The 21,087-nt window shown below is 73.7% G+C and carries 16 protein-coding genes; 10 read left to right on the top strand and 6 right to left on the bottom strand.

What is annotated here, in order from left to right; genetic code table 11:
- Positions 1-512: 512 nt before the first annotated feature.
- From ACH4SE_RS01085 to ACH4SE_RS01060, 6 genes are all read left to right on the top strand, one after another.
- Positions 513-2,336 (top strand): discoidin domain-containing protein, encoded by a 1,824-nt coding sequence (locus tag ACH4SE_RS01085; RefSeq protein ID WP_398541145.1) that lies wholly within the window; start codon positions 513-515, stop codon positions 2,334-2,336.
- Between the two features lie 183 nt (positions 2,337-2,519).
- Complete coding sequence (locus ACH4SE_RS01080; protein WP_398541144.1) at positions 2,520-3,461, top strand: DUF5996 family protein; 942 nt, start codon at positions 2,520-2,522, stop codon at positions 3,459-3,461.
- A 166-nt stretch (positions 3,462-3,627) separates the two neighbouring features.
- Positions 3,628-5,559, top strand: coding sequence for a molecular chaperone HtpG (gene htpG, locus ACH4SE_RS01075; RefSeq protein WP_398541143.1), 1,932 nt, complete (start codon positions 3,628-3,630; stop codon positions 5,557-5,559).
- Positions 5,560-5,620: 61 nt separating this feature from the next.
- The gene (locus ACH4SE_RS01070; protein ID WP_398541142.1) at positions 5,621-6,970 is read left to right on the top strand and encodes a low temperature requirement protein A; all 1,350 of its coding nucleotides are present in this window, start codon (positions 5,621-5,623) and stop codon (positions 6,968-6,970) included.
- Between the two features lie 183 nt (positions 6,971-7,153).
- Positions 7,154-7,594, top strand: coding sequence for a peptidase inhibitor family I36 protein (locus tag ACH4SE_RS01065; RefSeq protein WP_398541141.1), 441 nt, complete (start codon positions 7,154-7,156; stop codon positions 7,592-7,594).
- A gap of 8 nt (positions 7,595-7,602) precedes the next feature.
- Positions 7,603-8,616 carry a hypothetical protein gene (locus tag ACH4SE_RS01060; protein WP_398541140.1) on the top strand — a complete coding sequence of 338 codons (1,014 nt, stop codon included), beginning with the start codon at positions 7,603-7,605 and terminating at the stop codon, positions 8,614-8,616.
- On the opposite strand, the gene ACH4SE_RS01055 is transcribed toward ACH4SE_RS01060, so the two are convergent.
- From ACH4SE_RS01055 to ACH4SE_RS01045, 3 genes are all read right to left on the bottom strand, one after another.
- Entirely contained in the window at positions 8,598-9,626 is a 1,029-nt protein-coding gene (locus ACH4SE_RS01055) for a hypothetical protein (RefSeq protein WP_398541139.1), read from the bottom strand. The genes ACH4SE_RS01060 and ACH4SE_RS01055 overlap by 19 nt on opposite strands.
- A gap of 144 nt (positions 9,627-9,770) precedes the next feature.
- Positions 9,771-10,949 (bottom strand): damage-control phosphatase ARMT1 family protein, encoded by a 1,179-nt coding sequence (locus ACH4SE_RS01050; RefSeq protein WP_398541138.1) that lies wholly within the window; start codon positions 10,947-10,949, stop codon positions 9,771-9,773.
- A gap of 62 nt (positions 10,950-11,011) precedes the next feature.
- Positions 11,012-12,040 (bottom strand): ADP-ribosylglycohydrolase family protein, encoded by a 1,029-nt coding sequence (locus ACH4SE_RS01045; RefSeq protein ID WP_398541137.1) that lies wholly within the window; start codon positions 12,038-12,040, stop codon positions 11,012-11,014.
- A gap of 158 nt (positions 12,041-12,198) precedes the next feature.
- Here ACH4SE_RS01045 and ACH4SE_RS01040 point away from each other — a divergent pair, with 158 nt between their 5' ends.
- Complete coding sequence (locus tag ACH4SE_RS01040) at positions 12,199-12,747, top strand: EF-hand domain-containing protein (RefSeq protein ID WP_398541136.1); 549 nt, start codon at positions 12,199-12,201, stop codon at positions 12,745-12,747.
- A 33-nt stretch (positions 12,748-12,780) separates the two neighbouring features.
- Here the strand turns inward: ACH4SE_RS01040 and ACH4SE_RS01035 are convergent, their stop codons facing one another.
- On the bottom strand, positions 12,781-13,143 hold the full coding sequence (locus ACH4SE_RS01035) for a VOC family protein (protein WP_398541135.1): 363 nt from the start codon (positions 13,141-13,143) through the stop codon (positions 12,781-12,783).
- A gap of 174 nt (positions 13,144-13,317) precedes the next feature.
- On the opposite strand from ACH4SE_RS01035, the gene ACH4SE_RS01030 reads away from it, so the two are divergent.
- Both ACH4SE_RS01030 and ACH4SE_RS01025 read left to right on the top strand, forming a co-directional pair.
- The gene (locus ACH4SE_RS01030; RefSeq protein ID WP_398541134.1) at positions 13,318-14,160 is read left to right on the top strand and encodes a helix-turn-helix domain-containing protein; all 843 of its coding nucleotides are present in this window, start codon (positions 13,318-13,320) and stop codon (positions 14,158-14,160) included.
- 201 nt (positions 14,161-14,361) lie between these two features.
- Positions 14,362-15,756, top strand: a complete 1,395-nt coding sequence (locus ACH4SE_RS01025) for a hypothetical protein (protein WP_398541133.1) — start codon at positions 14,362-14,364, stop codon at positions 15,754-15,756.
- Between the two features lie 206 nt (positions 15,757-15,962).
- Here ACH4SE_RS01025 and ACH4SE_RS01020 read toward each other — a convergent pair whose 3' ends face one another.
- The gene (locus ACH4SE_RS01020; protein WP_398541132.1) at positions 15,963-18,440 is read right to left on the bottom strand and encodes an SdrD B-like domain-containing protein; all 2,478 of its coding nucleotides are present in this window, start codon (positions 18,438-18,440) and stop codon (positions 15,963-15,965) included.
- Positions 18,441-18,586: 146 nt separating this feature from the next.
- On the opposite strand from ACH4SE_RS01020, the gene ACH4SE_RS01015 reads away from it, so the two are divergent.
- On the top strand, positions 18,587-19,393 hold the full coding sequence (locus tag ACH4SE_RS01015) for a hypothetical protein (protein ID WP_398541602.1): 807 nt from the start codon (positions 18,587-18,589) through the stop codon (positions 19,391-19,393).
- Positions 19,394-19,400: 7 nt separating this feature from the next.
- Here the strand turns inward: ACH4SE_RS01015 and ACH4SE_RS01010 are convergent, their stop codons facing one another.
- Entirely contained in the window at positions 19,401-20,747 is a 1,347-nt protein-coding gene (locus ACH4SE_RS01010) for a NosD domain-containing protein (RefSeq protein ID WP_398541131.1), read from the bottom strand.
- Positions 20,748-21,087 lie beyond the last annotated feature (340 nt).

Here is a 21,087-nt window from a genome sequence, read left to right as displayed (position 1 = left end):
TAGGAGACCGCATTCCCGGCCCGTGGTTGCGGCTGTTGCATGACTGATACGTCACGTTCCTGTGTACGGCCTGACCAGGGCGGTTCCTGCCCGCCCGGACCGCTTTCCGTCCGTTCCCGCTGCCCTGCCGCGGCGCCCGGCCCGGCGTGCGCCCGTGGCGCCCGCCGTGCTGCCGCCGCCCTTCCGTCTACCCCGCCCGCACCGTCTACCCGCCGCCTTCCCGACTCTCCCCACCGCCGCCGCGTCCGAAGCGCCGGCCCGCGGGTGAGCTGCCGCACGTCCCGCTGACGGTGCGCACTCCTGACCTGCTGAACCGGCTGCCCGGGCCGTCCGGTTGCCTCAATCGTATGGACGTTCGGCGCGGGGTGTCCGTTCCGTAAACGTTGCCGGTTGTCTTGACATGCCGGATGCGGGACGGGACTCTCGCCGAGAGCGCTCTCAGAACTCCCAACCCGGCCGCGCGGCACGGCTGTTGCGCCGCCACCCCCCACAGGAGAAGGAGTACGTTCCGCATGCCGACTACGGACATGAGAGACATCCCGGGCATCCGGCGCGGAAGCGGCCGATCCCCCCGGCTCTTCCGCCGCCTCGGCGCCGGGCTGCTCGCGGCCGCCGCGGCGGCCGCGGTCACCTTCGCGGGCACGGGCCCGGCCTCGGCCGCACGTGCCACGGTGCCCGCCGCGAACGCCGCCGCCGTCGCCCCCTCGGCCGTCCCGGCCGCCCCGGCCGGTTTCACGACCACCTGGAGCGACGACTTCAACGGCGCCGCCAACACCGGCCTGAACACCGGCACCTGGCGCTACGACGCGGGCGAGGGCTGGACGTTCGGCACCGGTGAGATCGAGACGATGACCACCAGCACGTCCAACGTCGCCACCGACGGCAACGGCCACCTGGTGCTGCGCGCCCTGCACAGCGGCAGCGACCCGGCCACCGGCTGGACCTCCGGCCGAGTCGAGACGCAGGCGGACGGCTTCGGCGCACCCCCCGGCGGCGTCGTCCGGATGCAGGCGTCGATCCAGCAGCCGAACGTCTCCACGGCCAACGGCGCCGGCTACTGGCCCGCGTTCTGGATGCTCGGCGCGCCGCTGCGTGTCGGCGTGACCTGGCCGGGCTCCGGCGAGGTCGACATCATGGAGGACATCAACGGCCGCAGCTCCGTCTTCGGCACCCTGCACTGCGGTGTCGGCTCGGGCGGCCCGTGCAACGAGACCACCGGCATCGGCAGCGGCGAGCGCGCCTGCTCCGGCTGCCAGACCGGCTACCACACCTACGCCGTGGAGATCGACCGCTCGACCTCCCCCGAGCAGATCCGCTACTACCTGGACGGCGCCAACTACTTCACCGTCAACGCCGGCCAGGTCGACGCCGCGACATGGGCCAACGCGGTCGACCACAGCTTCTACATCATCTTCGACCTGGCGATCGGCGGCGGCTTCCCCGCGGCCTTCGGCGGCGGCCCCAACGCCGCCACCGTCTCCGGCGGCCAGATGAACATCGACTACGTGGCCGTCTACAACAAGACCCCCGACCACGGCACGAACGTCGCCAGGGGCAGGCCGACCACGTCGTCCTCCGACGAGAGCGCGCAGTTCCCGGCGTCCAACGCCACCGACGGCGACATCACCACCCGCTGGTCGAGCGGCTTCTCCGACCCGCAGTGGCTCCAGGTCGACCTCGGCCAGAACTACGACCTCAACCACGCCACCCTGACCTGGGAGGCGGCGGCGTCGTCCGCCTACCAGGTGCAGGCGTCCACCAACGGCAGCACCTGGACCACCGTCTACAGCAACAACAACTCACCCGCCGACATCCAGGACACCGGCCTGAACGCGACCGCCCGGTACGTCCGGGTCTACTCCACTGCCAGAGCCTCGAGTTACGGCAACTCCCTCTACGAGCTCGCCCTCTTCGGAACCCCGTCCTCCGGCGGCGGCGACCCGGGCCAGGCCACCCTGCTCTCCCAGGGGAGGACGGCGACCGCGTCGTCCAGCGAGAACGGCAGCTTCACCGCCCCCATGGCCGTGGACGGCAGCACCGGCACCCGCTGGTCGAGCGCCTTCGCCGACCCGCAGTGGCTCCAGGTCGACCTCGGCGCGAGCCACACCGTCAGCCAGGTCGTGCTCAACTGGGAGACGGCGGCCGCCAGGTCCTTCCAGATCCAGACGTCCGGCGACGGCACCAACTGGACGAGCGTCTACAGCACCACGTCCGGCACCGGCGGCACCCAGACGCTGAACGTCAGCGGCACCGGCCGCTACGTCCGGATGTACGGGACGGCCCGCACCACGGGCTACGGCTACTCGCTCTGGGAATTCCAGGTCTACGGCACCTGACCCCGCCCCCGCGCACGGCGGCCGCCGCTCCGGCCGCTCCGGTACGTCCTCCCCGGCGTCCGGAGCGGCCGGCGTACCCCGCTGCCCCGCGGCCCTCACCCGGTCGGACGTCCCGGGTGGCCGGCCGGCGGGGCAGGCGCGAGGGTGGGGCGGAGGCCCGCGGGCCCGACGGAGGAGGGTCACGTGGAGTTGTTCCCGGCGCTCGCGCTCGACGATTGGCGCGACTCGAAAGAGACGCTGCACCGCTTCGTGCAGATCGTGGGCAAGATCCGCCTCGCCGGAAGCCCCCGCCGCAACCACTGGTGGAACGTGCCCTTCCATGTCACCGGAAGCGGCATCACGACCCGCCCGATGGGCCCCGTCCACGGCGGCGACGCCTTCTGCATCGACTTCGACTTCGTCGCCCACCGCCTGGTGGTGCGGACGCTCCGGGGACGCGAGGTGTCCTTCCCGCTCGCCGGGCGGTCGGTCGCGGAGTTCTACCGGGACACCCTCCAGGCCCTCGTCGCCCTCGACATCGACGCGGCGCCCGAGCACCCGTACCCGTACGACCTGCCGGACGCCCGGCGGCCCTTCGCCGAGGACTACGAGCACCGCGCGTACGACCCGGAGGCGGTCGGGCGCTACTGGCGCGTCCTGAGCCAGGTGAACCTGCTGCTGGAGGCCTTCTCCGCGGGCTACTCGGGGAAGACCAGCCCCGTCCACCACTTCTGGCACACCTTCGACATCGCCGTCACGCGCTTCTCCGAGCGGGAGATCGGGCAGCCGGCGACGGCGGACCCGGTCACGCGCGAGGCGTACTCGCGGGAGGTGATCAGCGCCGGCTTCTGGTTCGGGGACGACACCGTGCCCGCCCCGGCCTTCTACTCCTACACCGCCCCCGAGCCGCCCGGCCTGGCGGCGCGGCCGCTGGAACCGGCGGCGGCGAGCTGGTCGCAGGCGCGCGGCAGCCACATCGCGCTGCTGATGTACGACGACGCGCGCGCGACGCCCGACCCGTGGGCGACGGTGCTGGGCTTCTTCGAGAGCGCCTACCACGCGGGAGCGGAGCTGGCGGGCTGGGAGCGGCGCCCGGAGTGCCGCGAGTGCCCCGGCGGCGTGACCGATCCGCGGCTGGCGGCCTGACCCGCTGCCGCCGTTGGGGTCCCGGCCCCCGGGGCTGCGGACGGCTTCCGGCTGTCCGGAAGTTGTCCACAGGCTGAGGACGGAGCGGCTCGCGGGCACCCCCGGTTGATCTATGGTTCTGGAGTCAGCAGTCCATCCATAGGTGACCGGAGAAAGGCCAGCCGCCATGTCTGCCGAGACGTTCGAGTTCCAGGTGGAAGCGCGCCAGCTTCTGCAGATGATGATCCACTCGATCTACTCCAACAAGGACGTCTTCCTGCGGGAGCTGTTGTCCAACGCGTCGGACGCGCTGGACAAGCTGCGGCTGGAGGCGCTGCGCGATGACACGCTCGGGGCCGACGTGTCCGACCTGCACATCACGATCGAGACGGACCCGGCGGCGCGTACGCTCACCGTCCGCGACAACGGCATCGGCATGTCGCGCGAGGAAGTCGTGCAGCTCATCGGCACGATCGCGAAGTCCGGCACGGCGGCCTTCCTCAAGGAGATGCAGCAGTCCGGCGACGCCGCGTCGGGCGAGCGGCTCATCGGCCAGTTCGGCGTCGGCTTCTACTCCGCCTTCATGGTCGCCGACGACGTCACGCTGCTGACGCGGCGGGCGGGCGAGACCCAGGGCACGCGCTGGACGTCCAGCGGCGAGGGCACGTACACGATCGAGGACGTCGCGGACGCGCCGCAGGGCACCTCGATCGTGCTCGAGCTCAAGCCGGAGGACACCGAGGACCAGCTGCACGACTACACCTCGCCGTGGAAGATCCGGGAGATCGTCAAGCGCTACTCGGACTTCATCACGTGGCCGATCCGGATGGCCGCGGAGAAGCCCGCCGCCGCCGGTGACGAGGGCGCGGAGGAAGGGGAGGCCGCCGCCCCCGAGCCGCAGACCCTCAACTCGATGAAGGCCCTGTGGGCCCGCCCGCGCGACGAGGTCACCGACGCCGAGTACCACGAGCTCTACAAGCACATCAGCCACGACTGGATCGACCCGCTGGAGACGATCCGCCTCCAGGCCGAGGGCACCTTCGAGTACCAGGCCCTGCTGTTCATCCCCTCGCACGCGCCGCAGGACCTGTTCATGCAGGGCTACAAGCGCGGGGTCCAGCTCTACGTCAAGCGCGTCTTCATCATGGACGACTGCGAGGCGCTGCTCCCGTCCTACCTGCGCTTCGTCAAGGGCGTCGTCGACGCGCAGGACCTCTCGCTCAACGTCTCCCGCGAGATCCTCCAGCAGGACCGGCAGATCCAGCTCATGCACCGCCGGCTGGCCAAGAAGGTGCTGTCGACGGTCAAGGAGATGATGACCGCGGAGCCGGAGCGCTACGCGACCTTCTGGCGCGAATTCGGCCGCGTCCTGAAGGAGGGCCTGCTCGGTGACAGCGGGGAGCGCGACGCCATCCTCGCCGCGTCCACCTTCGCCACCACCCACGACAAGGACACGCCGACGACGCTGGCGGACTACGTGAGCCGGATGAAGGAGGGCCAGGAGCACATCTACTACCTGACCGGCGAGTCCCGGCAGGCGGTGGAGAATTCGCCGCACATGGAGGCCTTCCGCGCCAAGGGCGTCGAGGTGCTGCTGCTGACGGACCCGGTCGACGAGGTGTGGGTCGACGTCGTGCCCGGCTTCGACGGCAAGCAGCTGCGCTCGGTCGCCAAGGGCGAGGTCGACCTCGGCGGCACGCAGGACGCGGAGCAGGCCGAGGGCGAGCGCGAGAAGCAGCAGCAGGAGTACGCCGACCTGCTGGCGTGGATGACGGAGTCGCTCAGCGAGACGGTCAAGGAGGTGCGGCTGTCCTCGCGGCTCACGGTCTCGGCCGCCTGCATCGTCTCGGACGCCGACGCGATCACGCCCGCGCTGGAGAACATCTACCGGGCCATGGGCCAGGAGGTCCCGCAGGTCAAGCGGATCCTGGAGATCAACCCGGGCCACCCGCTCATCACCGGGCTCAACAAGGCCCGTGCCGCCCGCCCCGACGACCCCGCACTCGCCGAGACGGCCGAACTCGTCCACTCCCTCGCCCTCCTGGCGGAAGGCGGCGAGCTGACCGACCCGGCCCGCTTCGTGTCCCTCGTGACCGGCCGCCTGGAGGCCGGCCTGTAGTCCCGGGCAGGTCCCGCCGAGGCGCCTTATTCCCGCCCCGCCCCCGCGGGATGATGCGGGCATGAGCGAGTCGGAAGACGTCCCAGGAGGCGGCGAGCACGGCACCGGCGGAGGCGGGGGGAGCCTGGCGCACAGCCTCGTCCCGATGAGCGGCCGCGATCCCGGGGAGCGCGGCCGCGTCTCCTCCCCCCTCGAACTGCTCTTCGACCTCACCTTCGTCGTCGCCGTCGGCACCGCCGCCGGGCAGTTCGCGGACATGGTGGCGGAGGGCGCCTACGGCAAGGGCGCCGTCGCCTTCGTGCTCGCCATGTTCGCGATCTCCGTCGCCTGGATCAGCTTCAGCTGGTTCTCCTCGGCCTTCGGCACCGACGACTGGCTCTACCGCGTCCTGACGATGCTCCAGATGATCGGCGTCGTCGTCTTCGCACTCGGCCTGCCCGCGATGTTCCACTCCGTCCGGGAGGGCGGCCACCTGGAGCTGCGGGCGATGGTGATCGGCTACGTCGTGATGCGCGTCGCGATGGTCGCCCAGTGGTGGCGGGCGGCGCGCGCGGCGCCGGACTTCCACGACGTGGGCATGGCCAGCATCCGCTGGACGGTGGTGGTGCAGGCGGGCTGGGTGGTCCTGGGCTTCGTGCGGATGCCGCCGGCGGCCGCCTTCACCGTCTTCGCCCTCCTCGCGGTCCTCGAACTGCTGCTGCCGGTGCTCGGCCAGGGCGGTGCGGGCGCCACGCCGTGGCATCCGCACCATGTCGCCGAGCGCTACAGCCTCTTCGCCATCATCACCCTGGGTGAAGGAGTCGTCGGCACGGTCGCCTCTTCGGGTGAACTCCTCGGCGGCCGCGACGGCACGATGTGGACGTGGGACGCCGTCGCCGTCGTCATCGCGGGCGTCGGGCTGACCTTCGGCATGTGGTGGGTGTATTTCGCCGTGCCCTTCGGCGACATCCTCGTCCACCGCCGGTCACGCGGCTACCTCTTCGGCTACGGCCACATGGCCGTCTTCCTCGGCATCGCGGGCGCGGGCGCGGGCCTGCACGTCGCGGGCCTGAGCCTGGAGCACCACTCGGACATCGGCGGCACCGCCGTCGTGCTCGCCCTCGCGCTGCCCGTCGGCCTCTACCTGCTGACGGTCTACCTGCTGCACACCCTCCTGCTGTCCGCGCCCGACCGCTTCCACCTGATGCTGATCTCCCTCACGCTGCTGGTGCTGCTGGCCGCGGCGCTGCTCGCGGCCGCGGGTGTCTCCCTCCCGGTGTGCCTGCTGGTCCTCACGCTTGCGCCCTTCGTGTCGGTGGTCGGCTACGAGACGGTGGGGCACCGCCACCAGCGGCGCATGCTCGCGCGCCTCGCGGAAACGGCCGAACCGGCGGAACCGGCGGAACCGGCGAAAAGGGCGGAAACGGCGTGAGCAGCCGGAACGGCCGCCCCGCCCGGCGCGGCGGGGAATTCCTGACACATGAATGACAAATGAATGTCGAATTTTCTGCCTCATCATCCCGGGCGGGTCGCGGCAGATATTCCGTGATATCCGGAGTACGTTTCTCGGCAACGGATCTCATCAGTGGATTTCCGTTATCCGAGAGGACGTTCGATGAGCAAGGCAAGGAAGGTTCTGGGCGGGGCCGCGGCAGTGCTGTCGGCAACCGCCCTGGCCGCGGTCATGGGCATGGCCACGGCCACGGCGGCGGACCGCGACGGCGTCTGCGACGCCGGCGTCTCCGGGCAGGCCAGGACGGGTGAGTTCTGCCTGTACTACAACTCCTACCAGGCGGGGTCGCTTTTCGACAGCCGCTACGAGGACGGAAACATCAAGAACCTCGCGGGCTACACGTTCCTGACGCGCGGCCTTCCCGGGTACGGCCAGTACGTCAAGAACAATGCGGCCTCGGCGTGGAACCGCAACGTCACGAAGTCCGTGTACGTGTACTACAACAGCAATTTCATGGGCGCGTCCGACTACGTCGGCTCGCTCCAGAAGAAGCAGCTCGTGAACACCTACAACGAGAACGCGTCCTACCTCTGGACGCAGTAAGGCCCGCTGTGCCGAAGAACCACGCCCGGCCGCGCGCCGGGCTCGCGGCGGCCGCGGCGTGTGCCGCGGCCGCCGTCGTGCTCGCCGCCGCGGGCTGCACACCGTCACAGGTCCCGGACCGCCCAGGAGGTACGGCCGGCCGCGCGGCGCAGGCCCCGCCGCCCGCGAGCCCGGGCCGGGCCGCCGCCGTGCCGGACATCCCGCTCGCCGCCTACCTGCCCTCCGGGCGCCAGCTGCGCGACTACGCGACCGCCCGGCAGATCCTCGCCAACCGCTGCCTCGCCGGTTTCGGCTTCAGCCCCGATCCGCTGCCGCCCGCCTTCACCGCGGACGACGCGGACGTCACCTCCCTCACCGCGCGCCGCTACATGCTCGCCGACCCCGCGACAGCCCGGGCCTACGGCTACCACACGTCGCTGACCCCGTCGTACGTCCGCGTCGACCGGCGCGACCGCGCCGGGCAGAAGGCCGAGCAGGCCCCGCGCCCCGACCACCGCAGCGCCGCCGACCGCGCCCTGGTCAGCCTCGGCCTCGACCCGGCGGGCCGGCCCGTACCGCACCCGCGCAGCGGCGGCCGCGCCGTTCCGGAGGGCGGCTGCACGGGCCAGGCCAACCGCGCCCTGACCGGTACCGACGACGGCCTGACCCGCGCCGACCTGCCCAACAGGCTCCAGATCGAGGCCTGGCAGCAGTCCCGTACCGATCCCGCGGTCAAGCGCGCCTTCGCGGACTGGTCCGCGTGCATGGCCGCCCGCGGCTACCGCTACGCCGACCCCGTCGCGGTCGACAACGCCGCCGACTGGCAGTCCGCGGAACCCTCCGCCCGCGAGCTGGCCACCGCCACGGCGGACGTGGCGTGCAAGCGCCGGGCGCACGTCGTCACCGTCTGGAACGCCGCCGACAGCGCCCTCCAGAGGGCTGCGATCGCCCGCGACGCCGCCGCCCTCGCGACGATCCGGTCCGGCCTCGGCGCGACGACGGCGAAGGTCAGGGCCGTCCTCGCTCAGCCGTCGCCCGGCTGAGGCGACTCGGGGGCGGTGGCCGTCGGGTCGCCGCCGCCGGTGGCCGTGGGGGACGGCGCGGGCGTCGCCGGAGGCGCTCCGGGGCCGGTCTGCCCGGGCGAGGGCGTCACCTGTGCACCGCCGCCGGGCGCGGTGGTGGCGGGGTGCGGGGTGGACGGTTCGCCGCCGCCGGGGTGGCGGCGGCCGGGTGCCGAGGGCGTGGGGGCGGAGGGCGCGGGGGAGTCGGTGTCCGCCGGGTGGCTGCCGCCGCCGGAGCGGCCGGTGCCATGACCGGTGAGCGCGTTGCCGATGGTCGTGCCGCCGTGGCCGCTCAGGTTCTCGCCGGCGAGGGCCTCGTAGCCGGTGATCCCGGCCATCGTGAGCCCGAACGCGAGCGCGACGGCGACCACGGTCCGCCGCCCTCCCCGCCGCCGTCCGGCCCGGTAGGAGGTGGCCGCGCCGTAGCCGCCGTACGCCTTGGGCACGCCGGTGGGCCGTCCGGCTGACGTGTGCGGGGCCGCCGTCCGGTCCGGGTCGTGGCCGGCTGCCGTGTGCGGGGTGGAGGCCGTCCGGTTCGGGTCCTGCCCGGCCGTTCCGTGCGGGGCGGAGGCCTTGCGGTCCAGGTCCTTCACCCCCGGCGCGAAGGCCGTGCGGTACGACGGGTCGCTGCGGCTCAGCGCCCTGCGGGCGGCGGGTGCCGCCTGGACGGCGGCCTCCTGGACGCGGCGGCCGGTGTGCCGGAAGAGGTACTGGAGGACGGAGCCGCCGCAGGTGCCCAGCGCGCTGACCACGCCCGCGCCCGCGATGGTGCCGTAGACGCCGAGGTTCGAGGCGAGCTTGGCGGCGACGACCGCGGCCACCGCGCTGCCCGCCACCTGCGGCACGCTGAGGTCGAGCCCGCGCCGCCGCCCGGCGGGTGCGGCACCGGTCGCGCCGTCGGCACCGGGCACCCTCACCGGCCCGTCCGTGCCCGCGTCCGTGCCCGTGGCCGTATCCGCCGGATGCCGGTCGCCGCTCCTTGCCTCGCCCATGCCCGACTCCGCCCGTCCTTCCCCGCGCCCTCCGCCGGGCGCGCCGTTCACGGGGTGGGACGAGCAAGCGGAGGAGACAGTTCCGTTTGTCGGATTTTCGTGAGCCAGACCACGGTGCCCCGGTTTCGTCCGGTACGGGCCCGGTTACGCGCTGATCTGGATGAGCGCGCGCGTCCCGCTCGTACGCCACGCCTCCCCCGTGGCGTCGAGCTCGTCCGCCGTCCGCCGGTCCAGTCCCGTGACGACGTCGGACTTCAGCGTGCGCAGCGCGGCCACCGGGCCCGGGAAGTAGTCCGTGACCTCGGCGAAGGGCGTCGTGGCCGGCCACAGCCGGTCCTGGACGAGGCGCCGGTAGTTCAGGTCGCCCTTCATGATCGTGAGCGTGGCGGCGGCGAAGTCCGCGCGCAGGTCCGCGGGCATCTGCGGGTAGGGGAGCGGCGCGCAGGAGAACGGGTGCGTGCGCAGGCCGAGCCGCCCGGCGGCGATCGCGTCCCGCAGCCGCCGCCCCAGCTCCTCGCCCGGCCCCGCGGCCATCCGGTCCAGGCAGCCGAGCACGTCCTGCACCGTCGCGTCGGAGACGAAGTACGGGTACGGCTTGAGGTGCAGCACGACGTCCGCGGCCCGCCCCGTAGCGAGCAGGTGGTCGGCCAGCACGAGGTCCGGCAGCAGCTCGGGGCCGGCGTTGTCGGCGACGAGGCACACCGTGCCGGGCCGCCCGCCGTCCAGCACCTCCCAGAGCGCGGCGCTGTCGTCGGCGAGCAGCCCCGTCACCGCCTCGCCCACCTCGCCCGCCCCGGCGGACAGCCGGAAGCCGAGATCGGCCCTGTTGCCCCACAGCGAGGACAGCAGGACGGCCGTGTCCCGCTCCTCGGCGGGCAGTCGCGGCAGGCGCCGCAGCGCCGCCAGCTCCTCGTCGACCTTGCCCCCGGCGAGCTCGGCGGCCTTGAACGGCGCGAAGGGGTCGACACCCTGCCACGGTCCCGCCGCGAAGTAGCCCACCGCACCGAGGAGTCTGCGGTAGAAGAAGCTCTCGGCCCACAGGAACGGCACCTCCGCCCAGCGCCGTCCCACGTGCCCTTCCCCCCACTCCCGCCAGATCCCCGCCCCCGGCCCCGCGTCCTCCAGCGGCCCGACGACCCCGCCCTCACCGATCTCCGCCGCCAGCGCGTCCAGCGCCCGCTGCTGCTCCGGCGGGTACGGCGTGGCCCGCCGCACGCGCTCGACCAGCGCCGGATGCCGCTCGTGCAGCACCCCCCACGCGAAGGACCCGGCCACCTCGCCGGTGACCTCAGGAGCCCCGTCCCCCGACCGCCCGGACGCCATCCCCACGCACTCCCTCCGTACCGACCGCCTCGGGGGCCCGGCCGGCACCCCCGCCGAGTTGATCAGCTCCCGCCCGGCTCGTCCACGTCCCACGCGGAGCCCAGCTCCAGCAGGCGGTCGCGGTACTCGACGGCGTCCACCCACTCCGCGGGCCAGGCCGCGGCGCCGTGGTGGGCCCCGGCGAAGGTCCCGGCGAGGGCGGCGAGGGAGTCGGAGTCGCCGGAGGAGTACGCGGCGCGGCGCACCACGGCGGGCGGGTCGTCGGGGAGCATGAGGAAGCAGAAGAGCGCGGTGCCGAAGGCCTCCTCGGCGATCCAGCCCGCGCCCGCCGCCGTGCACGGATCGGCCTCGGGGTCGGGGGAGCGCAGCGCGTGCTCCACCCGGTCCAGTACGGCCAGGCACTCGTCCCAGCCGCGGGCGGTGAAGGAGACGGCGTCCGGGTCGTGGGCGCGGTCGGCGAGGTCGCCGAGCCAGTCGGCCCGGTGGCGGAGCCGGTTCGCGTGCGCGTGTTCCCGCAGGGCGGGCAGGAGCCGGCCCGGCGCGGTGCCCGTCGCCAGCAGCCGTACGGTGTGCGCGGTCAGGTCGCTCGCGGCCAGTGCGGTGGGGTGGCCGTGCGTGAGGGCCGATTGCAACTGGGCCGCACCGGAGCGCTGTTGCCCGTCGAGGCCCGGGACGAGCCCCACCGGGGCCACCCGCATGTTCGCCCCGCACCCCTTGGAGCCGAGGTCGCTCGCGTCCTGCCAGGCGCCCCCGCGGCGCAGCGCGGCGCAGGCACGCAGGCACGTGGCGCCCGGGGCGCGGTTGTTGTCCGGCGAGAGATACCACTCGACGAAACGCGCGCGTACGGGCGGCTCCATGCGGGCCGCGGTCAGGCCGCCGCCCGCCGTCGCCTCGGCCAGCCCCTCGGCGAGGGCGAGCGTCATCTGTGTGTCGTCGGTGACGTACGCCAGCCCCGACGAGACGGGCAGCGGCATCTCCCGCCAGGGCCCGCACTTCGCGGCGATCATCGCCATGGTGCTGAATTCCGTCGGGAAGCCCATGGCGTCCCCGATCGCGCCCCCGAGCAGGGCCCCTGTCGCCGCCCGTTTCATACCGTCCCCCTCCGTCCGTCCGCCCCCAGGTCTACCGGAGCCGGGCGCCGCGCGCTCGCGCATATGTGCCCGTGGAGGTACGGGGGCGCCCGCCCCTACCGTTTCGGGTACGGCCCCGCAGGGCGCGGGGCGGGTTCGGTGCCGGGAGGGAGGCGCTTGTGGCCGGTGCGTTCCAGGAGCGCAAGTTCAGGGGGATGTTCGCGGCGTTCGACGCGGACGGCGACGGGCGGCTGCGGGAGGAGGACTTCAGGGCGCTCGCGGACCGGTGGGGCGCGCTGCCCGCGGTCGGCCCGGACGCGGAGCTGCGCGCCCGGGTCGAGGGCGTGTGCACGGGCTGGTGGGAGGTGATGGCCGCGGTCGGCGACACCGACGGCGACGGGGCGGTCGACCTCGCCGGGCTGCTGGCGGTCGTCGACCGCCTCCCCACGATGCTCGCCGAGGTGACGGCGACCGCCGACGCCGTCTTCGACGCGGTGGACGCGGACCGCGACGGCCGCATCACCCCCGACGAGCACCGCCGGCTCGTCGAGACGTGGAACGGCGGCCCCGGGGACCTGACGGGTGTCTTCGAGCTCCTCGACGCCAACGGCGACGGCCATCTCAGCCGCACCGAATTCGCCGCCCTGTGGCGCCAGTTCTGGACCAGCGACAACCCCACCGACCCCGGCAACCACCTCTGCGGCCGCATCCCGCCCCAGCCGGCCTGACCCCGGGCCCGCCGGGTGCGTCAGGCCGGGGTGTCACTCCGCGGCGGAGAGGCAGAAAGGGTGGCCCTCGGGGTCGGTGAGCACCACCCAGCTGTCCTCGCCGGGCTGGAAACCGGGCTTGGCCGCCCCCGCGGCGAGCAGCTCCGCGACGGCCGCGTCGACGTCCGCGACGCCGAGGTCGAGGTGCGCGTGGGCCGCCGCGGACGGCCAGTCCGGCGCCCGGTAGCCCTCGACGCGCTGGAAGGCGATCTGCACCGGGCCGCCGTTGCCGAGGGCCGCGTACTCCGCGTCACTGGACGTGACGTCCCAGCCGAGGGCCGTGCGGTAGAAGCCGGCGAGGGCCGCCGGGTCGGCGCAGTCGATGACGATCGTGGTGGAGCGGGTGGTGACGGACATGGGGTGACCCTTCGTACGGTGGCGTGTGGTGCTGCCGGAACGGCCGCCGGAGCGGCGGCCCGGCATGCGCACCAGCCTGCGGCAGCGGCCCGGCCACGGTCTTGGACATCCTTGCGGGCCGCGCGCCCCCGGTGCCGGCGGGGCGTTGTCGGACCCCGCGGCTAGCGTTCAGGTGTGCGCTCGGCCACCACCCTCGCCACCCGCCCCCACTTCCGCGTCACCGCTGTGTCCTGCCGGGACGACCACACGCGCTGGTCGGCACCGGAGGTGCACGGGGACTACCGCGTGGTGCTCGTCCGCCGCGGCCGCTTCCGCCGCCGCGCGGGCGGCGCCGACGCCGACCTCGACGCGACGACGGCGTACGTCGGCGTGCCCGGCGAGGAGGAGCACTTCGCCCACCCCGCCGGCGGCGACGACTGCACGTCCGTCAGCGTGACCCCGGCCCTGTGGCGCACCATGGCCGGCGACACCGCGCGCCCGCCCGCACCGAGCGTGTACGCCGACGCGCCCCTCGACCTCGCGCACCGCCGCCTGCTGGCGAGCGCGCGCGGCGGCGACGTCGACTACGCGCTGGCGGAGGAGCTGCTCGGTCTGCTCGCCGCGACCGTCGCCCGGGCCGTCGCCGCCCCCGTCCCGCCGCGCGGCCGGAAGGACGCGGCGCTCGTCGCTGCGGCCCGCGAGGCGATCACCGAGGCCCACCCCGCCGCGGACGGCCTGCTCCCGCTCGCGGAGCTGCTCGGCGCCTCCCCCTTCCGCCTGAGCCGCGCCTTCACCCGCGAGCTGGGCGTCCCCCTCACCCGCTACCGCAACCGGGTCCGCGTCGCCCGCGCCCTCGACCGCCTGGAGCAGGGTGAGACCGGCCTCGCCGCCCTCGCCGCGGAGCTCGGTTTCGCCGACCAGTCCCACCTGACGCGCACCCTGCGCCACCACCTGGGCCGTACGCCCACGTCGCTGCGCCGCCTGCTGTCCCCGGCGGAGGACGCGCCTCCGCCGCGGGGTTCCGGGGCGGGGGAGTGAGTGCGCGTCAAAAGTGGGCAAAGGCGCCGATAGTTCGTGCCGGATCGGCCGTATTTGGCCGCCGGGCGTGCCCGGAAAGCCGTGGCCCGGCGGCCTGCCTGTGCCTAGCCTGTCCCTCGCCTGCGCTCGGCGCAGTACCGCCTGACGGGTCCCCGAGGGGGGCCGGGGCGGCAGGGACATCAGTCCGTGGGGGGATTTCGTATGTCGCACAGCCAACATCGCCGTGCCCTGGCCCTGGTGGCCACCGTGGGCGCGGCGGCCGGTCTCGCGCTCACCGGGGCCGCCCCGGCGCACGCCGACGACCGGCCGGTCATCACGCTCCAGCAGACCGCGCCGGTCGCGGTCTCCCCGGCCACGCTCACCGGGGTCTCGCCGACCGCCATGCCCTACCTCTCGTTCACGACGACGGCGAGCAGCCTGAGCGCCAACGCCACACTGACGATCGACGTGACGCAGCTCTCCGCGATCGCGAACGTGACGTTCTCCGACAACTGCACGGTCGTCCGGCACGTCGCGAGCTGCTGGGAGATGTTCTTCTACGACGACCTGAGCGGCGTCGGCTCCATCGGCGCCGTGACCCAGATGACGGTCAGGGCGAAGGCGGACGCCCCGGCCGGGGCATCGGCCGACTACACCGTCAGCGGCACCGCGGACAACGCCGTGATCGTGGGCGGCACGGGAACGGTGGACATCGGCGGACCGGCCTACGACCAGGCGCAGCCGAAGAACCTGACGGGTGTGGCCGTCGGCTCCACCGCCACCGAGCCGGTGCGCTTCACCAACATCGGCGACCGCCCCGCGGACGGCACGCAGGCGCTGCTGTGGGCCTCACCCGGCATCGGCTTCGCACGGCACTTCGCCAACTGCCGCTACAGCGGCGAGGGCGACCCGCGGCGGGCGGCCCTGGCGCTGTGCGACATCCCCGGCGAGGTGCTGCCGGGCGAGAAGGCCGCGCTCGCGCCCGCGGTCCGGCTCGACGTCGAGTCGACCGCCTACTACACGTACCTCGACACGATGATCGCGCCGGCCGGTGACCCCGGCATCCAGCAGTCGATCGCGGGCCGCCAGTGGACGCAGGGCACCGGCGGGCAGCTGACGCTCAGGATCCTCACGCCGGGGACGCCCACCGACGCACCGTCCGGCACGGTGTCGCTGAGCCAGCGCGGCGCGCACGGCGACTACCGGATCACCAGCCTCCAGGCAGCGAACACCGCGGACTTCTCGGTGACCGGGGCTACCGCCACGGCGGCCCAGGGCGACACCGTGACGCTGGACCTGGCCATGACCAACAACGGCCCCGCCACCATCTTCGACCGCAGCGGCGAGACGAGGAGCGCCGACATCCAGCTCCCGCCCGGCACCACCCCGGTCAGCTCCTCGGCGAACTGCAGCCAGCAGGGCGCCACTTCGTACCACTGCACGAACGGCGACATCGTCTCCCCGGCGGGCGAGGTCTCGCACTTCTCCCTCACCCTCCACGTCGACGAGGTGATCCCGGCCGCGCAGGGCTCGATCTCCATGGACTGGGGCCCGTCCGGCCACCCCGCCTACGACCCGGACCCGGCGAACGACACGTCCCCGATCACCCTGAACTGACCCTGCCCCCTGAGCGGCCGGCCCGCTCACCCGTCCCGCCCCCTGGAGGCCGCCTCCCGGGGGCGGGACGCGTTCAGCGCCGCCCACCGCCGGTCCGCTCTTTCGCCGACCGCCGCGCCTGACCCGGAGGTCGGCCCCGAGCCGCCCGGCGGACGGCACGGCGGAGGGCCGGTGCGCCGCACCGGCCCTCCGCGGATGTGCTCGTGTCAGCGGTGCCCGGCGCGGCGCCTGCGGCTCAGCAGGGCGAGAGCCGAACCCGCGCCGAGCGTCAGGGCGACGAGGGAGAGGATCTCCCCCATGTCCGCCGTACCGGTGTGGGCGAGGCTGCCCGACGGGCCGCTGCCCGTGTCCCCGCCGGTGTGCGTGCCGCCGGACGCCGGGGCCGACGTCGGCGGGACGGATGTCGGCGGTGCGGACGACGGCGGCGTGGTCGGGGGCGTGGGACGCGGGACGTACACGCCGGCGTCGATCGTGTGGTCGACGCCTCCCGGCTCTGCCGGCGCCGTGACCGGGGCGTACCCGTTGCACAGCCGCCCGGTGGTGGGCGGGACCACGTTGGAGTCGTGGACCCGGTCGGTGCCGGCCAGCGGGAGCGTGAACCGCAGCGCGGAGGATGCCGGACGGTCCGGGACCCCGGACGTGTCGGCGGTGCACACGTCGAACTGCACGGTGTACTTCGCGCCCGGTGTCAGCTGGTAGGAGGCGCCGACCCCGCCGAAGTAGTACTCGCCCGCGGCGTCGGTCCTGGTCGTGGCGACCTTCTTGCCCGCGGCGTCCAGCAGGGTGACCGTGGCGCCCGGCAGCATCACCTGCCCGGCGTCCTGGACGCCGTTGTGGTCGCCGTCGTACCAGACCACGTTGCCGATCTGGATCGGCGCGTTCGCCGCGGCGTACGCGATGTCGCCGAGCCCGCCGGCCTTGCCGAACCCGTTCTGCTCCTGGCCGACGAACTGGTAGGCGTTGGCGGCGGTGTCGTTGCCGGGCCCGGCGCCGGTGGTGATGTCGTAGTAGCCGGTGCCCGACGTCTCCACGCTGGTGGCCGGGTCGAACTCCGTGCTGACGACCCACTGCTGCTGGGGGATGTAGGCCACCGACCCCAGGGCGGTCTCCTCGTGGCCGCCGGCGAAGAAGTCACCGGGGAAGTACTCGACGACGCCGCTGCCCTCGCCGTGGTCGTTCGCGGGGGTGGCGTGGTCGGGGCAGTCGCCGGTGCCCTCCCACCAGTAGCCGCCCGCGGGGTTGGCGCAGGCCATGGTGATGTCGCCGCCGGACATGCCGATCTCCGGCGTGTTGTCGAGCGGCCGGGGGTCCAGGCCCTTGGCGCTGAGCACGTCCATGAACCGGTCGCGGAAGCCGAGGATCATCGACCCGTCGCGGCCGAAGGCCATGCTGGCCAGCTCCGGCTGCGGGTCGATGAAGGCGCCGCCCAGCTTCCGCGCGTCCCAGCTCGCCAGGCCGGTGTTCCACGGGTTCCAGTGGGTGGCCTGGTCGGCCGTACCGGCGCCGGTGAAGACGCTGCCGCGCTCGGCGGTGAGCGGATGGGCCAGCACCGCGGTGAACTTCCCGCCGTCGTAGGTGTAGACGACGGCCTTCAGGTCCGCGCGGTCCTGCGTGCTCTCCGCGTCGCACACCCCGCCGACGTACAGGGTGTTGTCGTGGGTGGCCAGGCCGAAGGGCCGCCAGTCGGCCGGCGACGCGCATCCCGGGTCGGGGATGGGCACCGCGGCCTTCTGCGCCGCGGCGTCCGCACCCGTCGCGTCGAAACTGACCAGTGACCGGGTGAGCAGGTTCACCACGTACAGGGTCGAACCGTCCTCCGACAGGGCCAGGCCGCCGATGCTCTCCTTGCCGGGGGCGTCGGTGAAGCCCGGGTCCTTGAGCATGTCGGCGCCGTCGTGCGGTGTCACCGTGGAGCCGGGCACCTTCGCGAACAGCTCCGGGGCGCCTGCGCCGTCGGTGGGCACGGTGTAGATCGCGCCTCCGCCCTCCGGCCCGTAGGAGGCGTACCTGCGGGCGAACGCGCTCTGGAACAGCCGGTGCCGGTACTTGTCGTAGGCCAGCCCGAACGTCGTGCCCACCTGGTCCTGCGTGTCGAGGACGTCCGGGCACGGCGCCGCGCCCGGGCACGTGCCGCGGGTGCCCGTCCCGAAGGCCACCAGCGCCCGGGTGTCCTTTCCGCTCGCGCCGTTCTGGACCGGCACGAAGTACCGCGTGTCCGGCAGCGCGTAGTCGGCGGCGTCCCACACCCCGGTGACGACGGAGGCGTCCTTGCCGTCCGAGACGTCGACGAACGAGGTGAAGCTGTCGAAGTGGTTCGCCGCCGTCGAGGCCGGCGCGGCCCGCAGATACCTGCTGTACGGCGCCGGGACGGTGACGTCGACGCGGTAGCGGCCGCCGGTCAGGTCGGACGACGGTGGCACCACGACCTTCCCGGTGGTGTCCGTGACGCCGGTGACGCGATGACCGGCGGAGTCGGCGATGTCGACCTTGATGCCGCGCTGCGGCACGTCCATCGTCGCGTTGATCACGCCGGTGCCGAAGAAGTCCCGCAGGACCTCGACGGTCACGGTGCCGTCGGATGTCGAAGCGCCGGCCTGCCCGGCGCCGGTCACGATCGTGCCGGTGGCTCCGCCCACCAGTAACAGACCGGACAGGCCGGCCCGTACCAGCCCACTTAATGGCATGGCTTTCCTTTGTGTCGTCCTACGTCAATGCCGACGCATCGACCTCAGCCAGCAGGCTACAAGTGACGGAGGGTCATGTCTCCGATACGCAAAGTTTCGAATAGTGTTCGATCGGGGAGCTGTTAGCATCGCGCCGCGTGCGAAGCATGAGGATCACCCGACGTCATCCGCGCGGCGCGGCGGGCAGGCGCGGCCGGCGGCCGTGGTTACCCCTGGCGGCAGCCGCCCTCGCTCTCGCCGCCGCCGCGGCGACCGCGTTCCTGCTCACCGGAGGCGGCGGGCACACCGGCCCGCGCGCCCTGACCGCCGACGAGGCGAACCGGCTGGCGATCACCCGGTTCCGCAACTACCAGGCGGGCGGCCGTGCGGTGACGGTCACCGTGCCGGACACCGCGGGCGGCCTGGTCGTCACCGCATCCGTCGACTTCCGCGCGGGAATCGGTTACGGGGTGGTGCACGGCACTGGACGGGACACCTCCAGCGACGGGCTCATCCAGTGGACGGCGACCACCGTGCTCGTCCGCTCCATGGCCGACGCCCCGGCCGCCGCACCGGCGGTGCCGCCCCCGACCGGCTGGTACGGCCGCCCGCTGACCACGGCCGGCAGCTCCCTCGACAGCTCGCTGGCCATCGTGCTGGGCCTGGGCAGCGACCGGCCGGACAACGCCGAACTGCTGCCGCAGAACGGTGCCGTCCGGCTCGGGAGCGACCATGTGCGCGGACACCGCACGGAGATCATGAACGGGCCGCGCGCCCGTGCCGCCGCGGGAGCGCCGGCCGCGTCCGGCGCACCGGCCGCGTCCGGCACGGTCCGCTACTGGATCGGCGCGGACGGCACGATGTACCGGGTCAGGGCCGACGTCGCCTCCGAACCGCAGCCGGTGGTCATCGACTTCGACACCCACGCGTACGTCCCAGTCCGGCCCGTGCCCGCGCTCAGGGCGCCCCGGTAGCGGCCGCTCAGGAGACCTGCACGAGCGCGTTGCCCGCCAGGAGCGAGGCCGCGGGCAGCGGCACGTCCGCGACGTCCGGAAGCACCGGCACGGCGGGCACGGCGGTGGCGCCCGCGGTGGCCGCGTCCGGGAACTGCGGCTGCGGGCCGGGCGGGGCCACGTCCGTAAAGGGGATGCCGCCGGGCGGTGACGGCCTCGACCACGTTCCGGACGGCGACAGCGACGTGCCGGCCGCGGGAGGACAGGACGCGGTCACGGCGAGCCGCGCGGGCACCGTGCTGTGCAGGACGTTGCCGTGCAGGCAGTTGCCGTGTCCGCGGGTGGCGGTGGGGAACGTCCAGCCCACGTCGACGCCGTTGGCGGCGAAGGTGTTGTCCGTGATCCGGTTGCCGTCCGCCGGGATGTCGGCGGTCGCGGTGACCACCAGGCCCGCGTCGGCGTTGCCGGTGACACGGTTGCGGACGAACACGTCGTCACTGCCGCCGTCGACGCCGATGCCGATACCCCAGCCCCCGTCGGCCTGCTGGGGCGTCCGCGCCTGCTGGTTGTCCGCCACCAGGTTGCCGGCGACGACCGCGCCGCGCTGCGGGAGGAGCTTCTCCTGGTGGTCGGAGTCCGTGGTCAGGCCGACCCGGTTGCCGGCCAGGCGGTTCCCCACCACGTACATGTCCCCGCCGGCGTTGGTGCCCTCGTAGCCGACCGCGTTGAGCTCGGCGACGTTGTCGCGCACCACGACCCGGCACGGTTTGCACTGCCCGACGTAGATCCCCGAGTCCGCCCCGCCCGAGGCGTAGGAGTGCTCGACGACGCCGTTCTGCGCGGAGAACACGTAGATGCCGTACAGCCCGTTGCGGGTCGCGGTCACGTACGAGACGAGGAAGGACTTCAGGAAGGTGACGGGTTCGTCGCCGGTGTCGTAGCCGCCGCTGTGCCCCGGCAGTCCGGCGACCGCCGCGGGCGAGCCGGTGACCAGCACACCGTTCTGCGTGTTGTTCCGCACCGTCAGGTTCTCCACGGCCACCCCGGGCGCCGCGACGACCACGCCGTTGGGCTGCTGCAGCCGCCCGTCGATGACGACCTCGTCCCGGGACACCCCGCGCAGCGTGACCCGCGGCGTGCGGATCCTCACCGACTCGTGGTAGACGCCCGCCGCCACCAGAACCAGGTCACCGGGCCGGGCCAGCGCGACCGCGGCCGAGATGGTCGGGGCGTCGGAGGGCACCCGGATCGTCACGTGCGCACCGGCGGGCCGCCGGCCCTTGTCCGAACCGCCGCCGTCGCCGCCACTGCAGCCGGCCACGAGCGCCAGCGTGCCCAGTACCGCCGCCGTCACGCGAAGAGCTAATCGAGGCATGATCCCAGTCTGGCACGGCACCTGACGCCCTTTCACCCGATACGCCTCGGTCTGCCGCACCGGCCCGCCGCCCACCGCCCGCCGCCCCTGCGGCTGTCCCCGGGGGCCGCCGGGGGGCGCCGCCGTGCCGCAGTGCCAGGCCGGGGGGCGGGGCGACGTGGGGGCGAGGGTGTCCGGCCGGTGCGCCAGGGGTGCCGCGGCGCCGCCGTGCCGCAGTGCCAGGCCGGGGGCGGGGCGCGGGGTGCCGTGCGGGGGTGAGGGCGTCCGGTCGGTGCACCGGGTTCCGGTGCGGGGGTGGTGCGCCGGGGCGTCCCGCACGGGCGTCACGCGGAAAAGCACC

The organism is Streptomyces sp. NPDC020983 (genome assembly GCF_044333485.1).
Classification (GTDB): domain Bacteria; phylum Actinomycetota; class Actinomycetes; order Streptomycetales; family Streptomycetaceae; genus Actinacidiphila.
This window is presented reverse-complemented; position numbering and strand designations above follow the sequence as displayed.

Coding starts and splice junctions, on each gene's coding strand:
- ACH4SE_RS01070 (WP_398541142.1), top strand. CDS start 5,621: ATGAGCGAGTCGGAAGACGTCCCAGGAGGCGGCGAGCACGGCACCGGC.
- ACH4SE_RS01025 (WP_398541133.1), top strand. CDS start 14,362: ATGTCGCACAGCCAACATCGCCGTGCCCTGGCCCTGGTGGCCACCGTG.
- ACH4SE_RS01035 (WP_398541135.1), bottom strand. CDS start 13,143: ATGTCCGTCACCACCCGCTCCACCACGATCGTCATCGACTGCGCCGAC.
- ACH4SE_RS01055 (WP_398541139.1), bottom strand. CDS start 9,626: ATGGGCGAGGCAAGGAGCGGCGACCGGCATCCGGCGGATACGGCCACG.
- ACH4SE_RS01045 (WP_398541137.1), bottom strand. CDS start 12,040: ATGAAACGGGCGGCGACAGGGGCCCTGCTCGGGGGCGCGATCGGGGAC.
- ACH4SE_RS01085 (WP_398541145.1), top strand. CDS start 513: ATGCCGACTACGGACATGAGAGACATCCCGGGCATCCGGCGCGGAAGC.
- ACH4SE_RS01015 (WP_398541602.1), top strand. CDS start 18,587: ATGAGGATCACCCGACGTCATCCGCGCGGCGCGGCGGGCAGGCGCGGC.
- htpG (WP_398541143.1), top strand. CDS start 3,628: ATGTCTGCCGAGACGTTCGAGTTCCAGGTGGAAGCGCGCCAGCTTCTG.
- ACH4SE_RS01050 (WP_398541138.1), bottom strand. CDS start 10,949: ATGGCGTCCGGGCGGTCGGGGGACGGGGCTCCTGAGGTCACCGGCGAG.
- ACH4SE_RS01010 (WP_398541131.1), bottom strand. CDS start 20,747: ATGCCTCGATTAGCTCTTCGCGTGACGGCGGCGGTACTGGGCACGCTG.
- ACH4SE_RS01065 (WP_398541141.1), top strand. CDS start 7,154: ATGAGCAAGGCAAGGAAGGTTCTGGGCGGGGCCGCGGCAGTGCTGTCG.
- ACH4SE_RS01020 (WP_398541132.1), bottom strand. CDS start 18,440: ATGCCATTAAGTGGGCTGGTACGGGCCGGCCTGTCCGGTCTGTTACTG.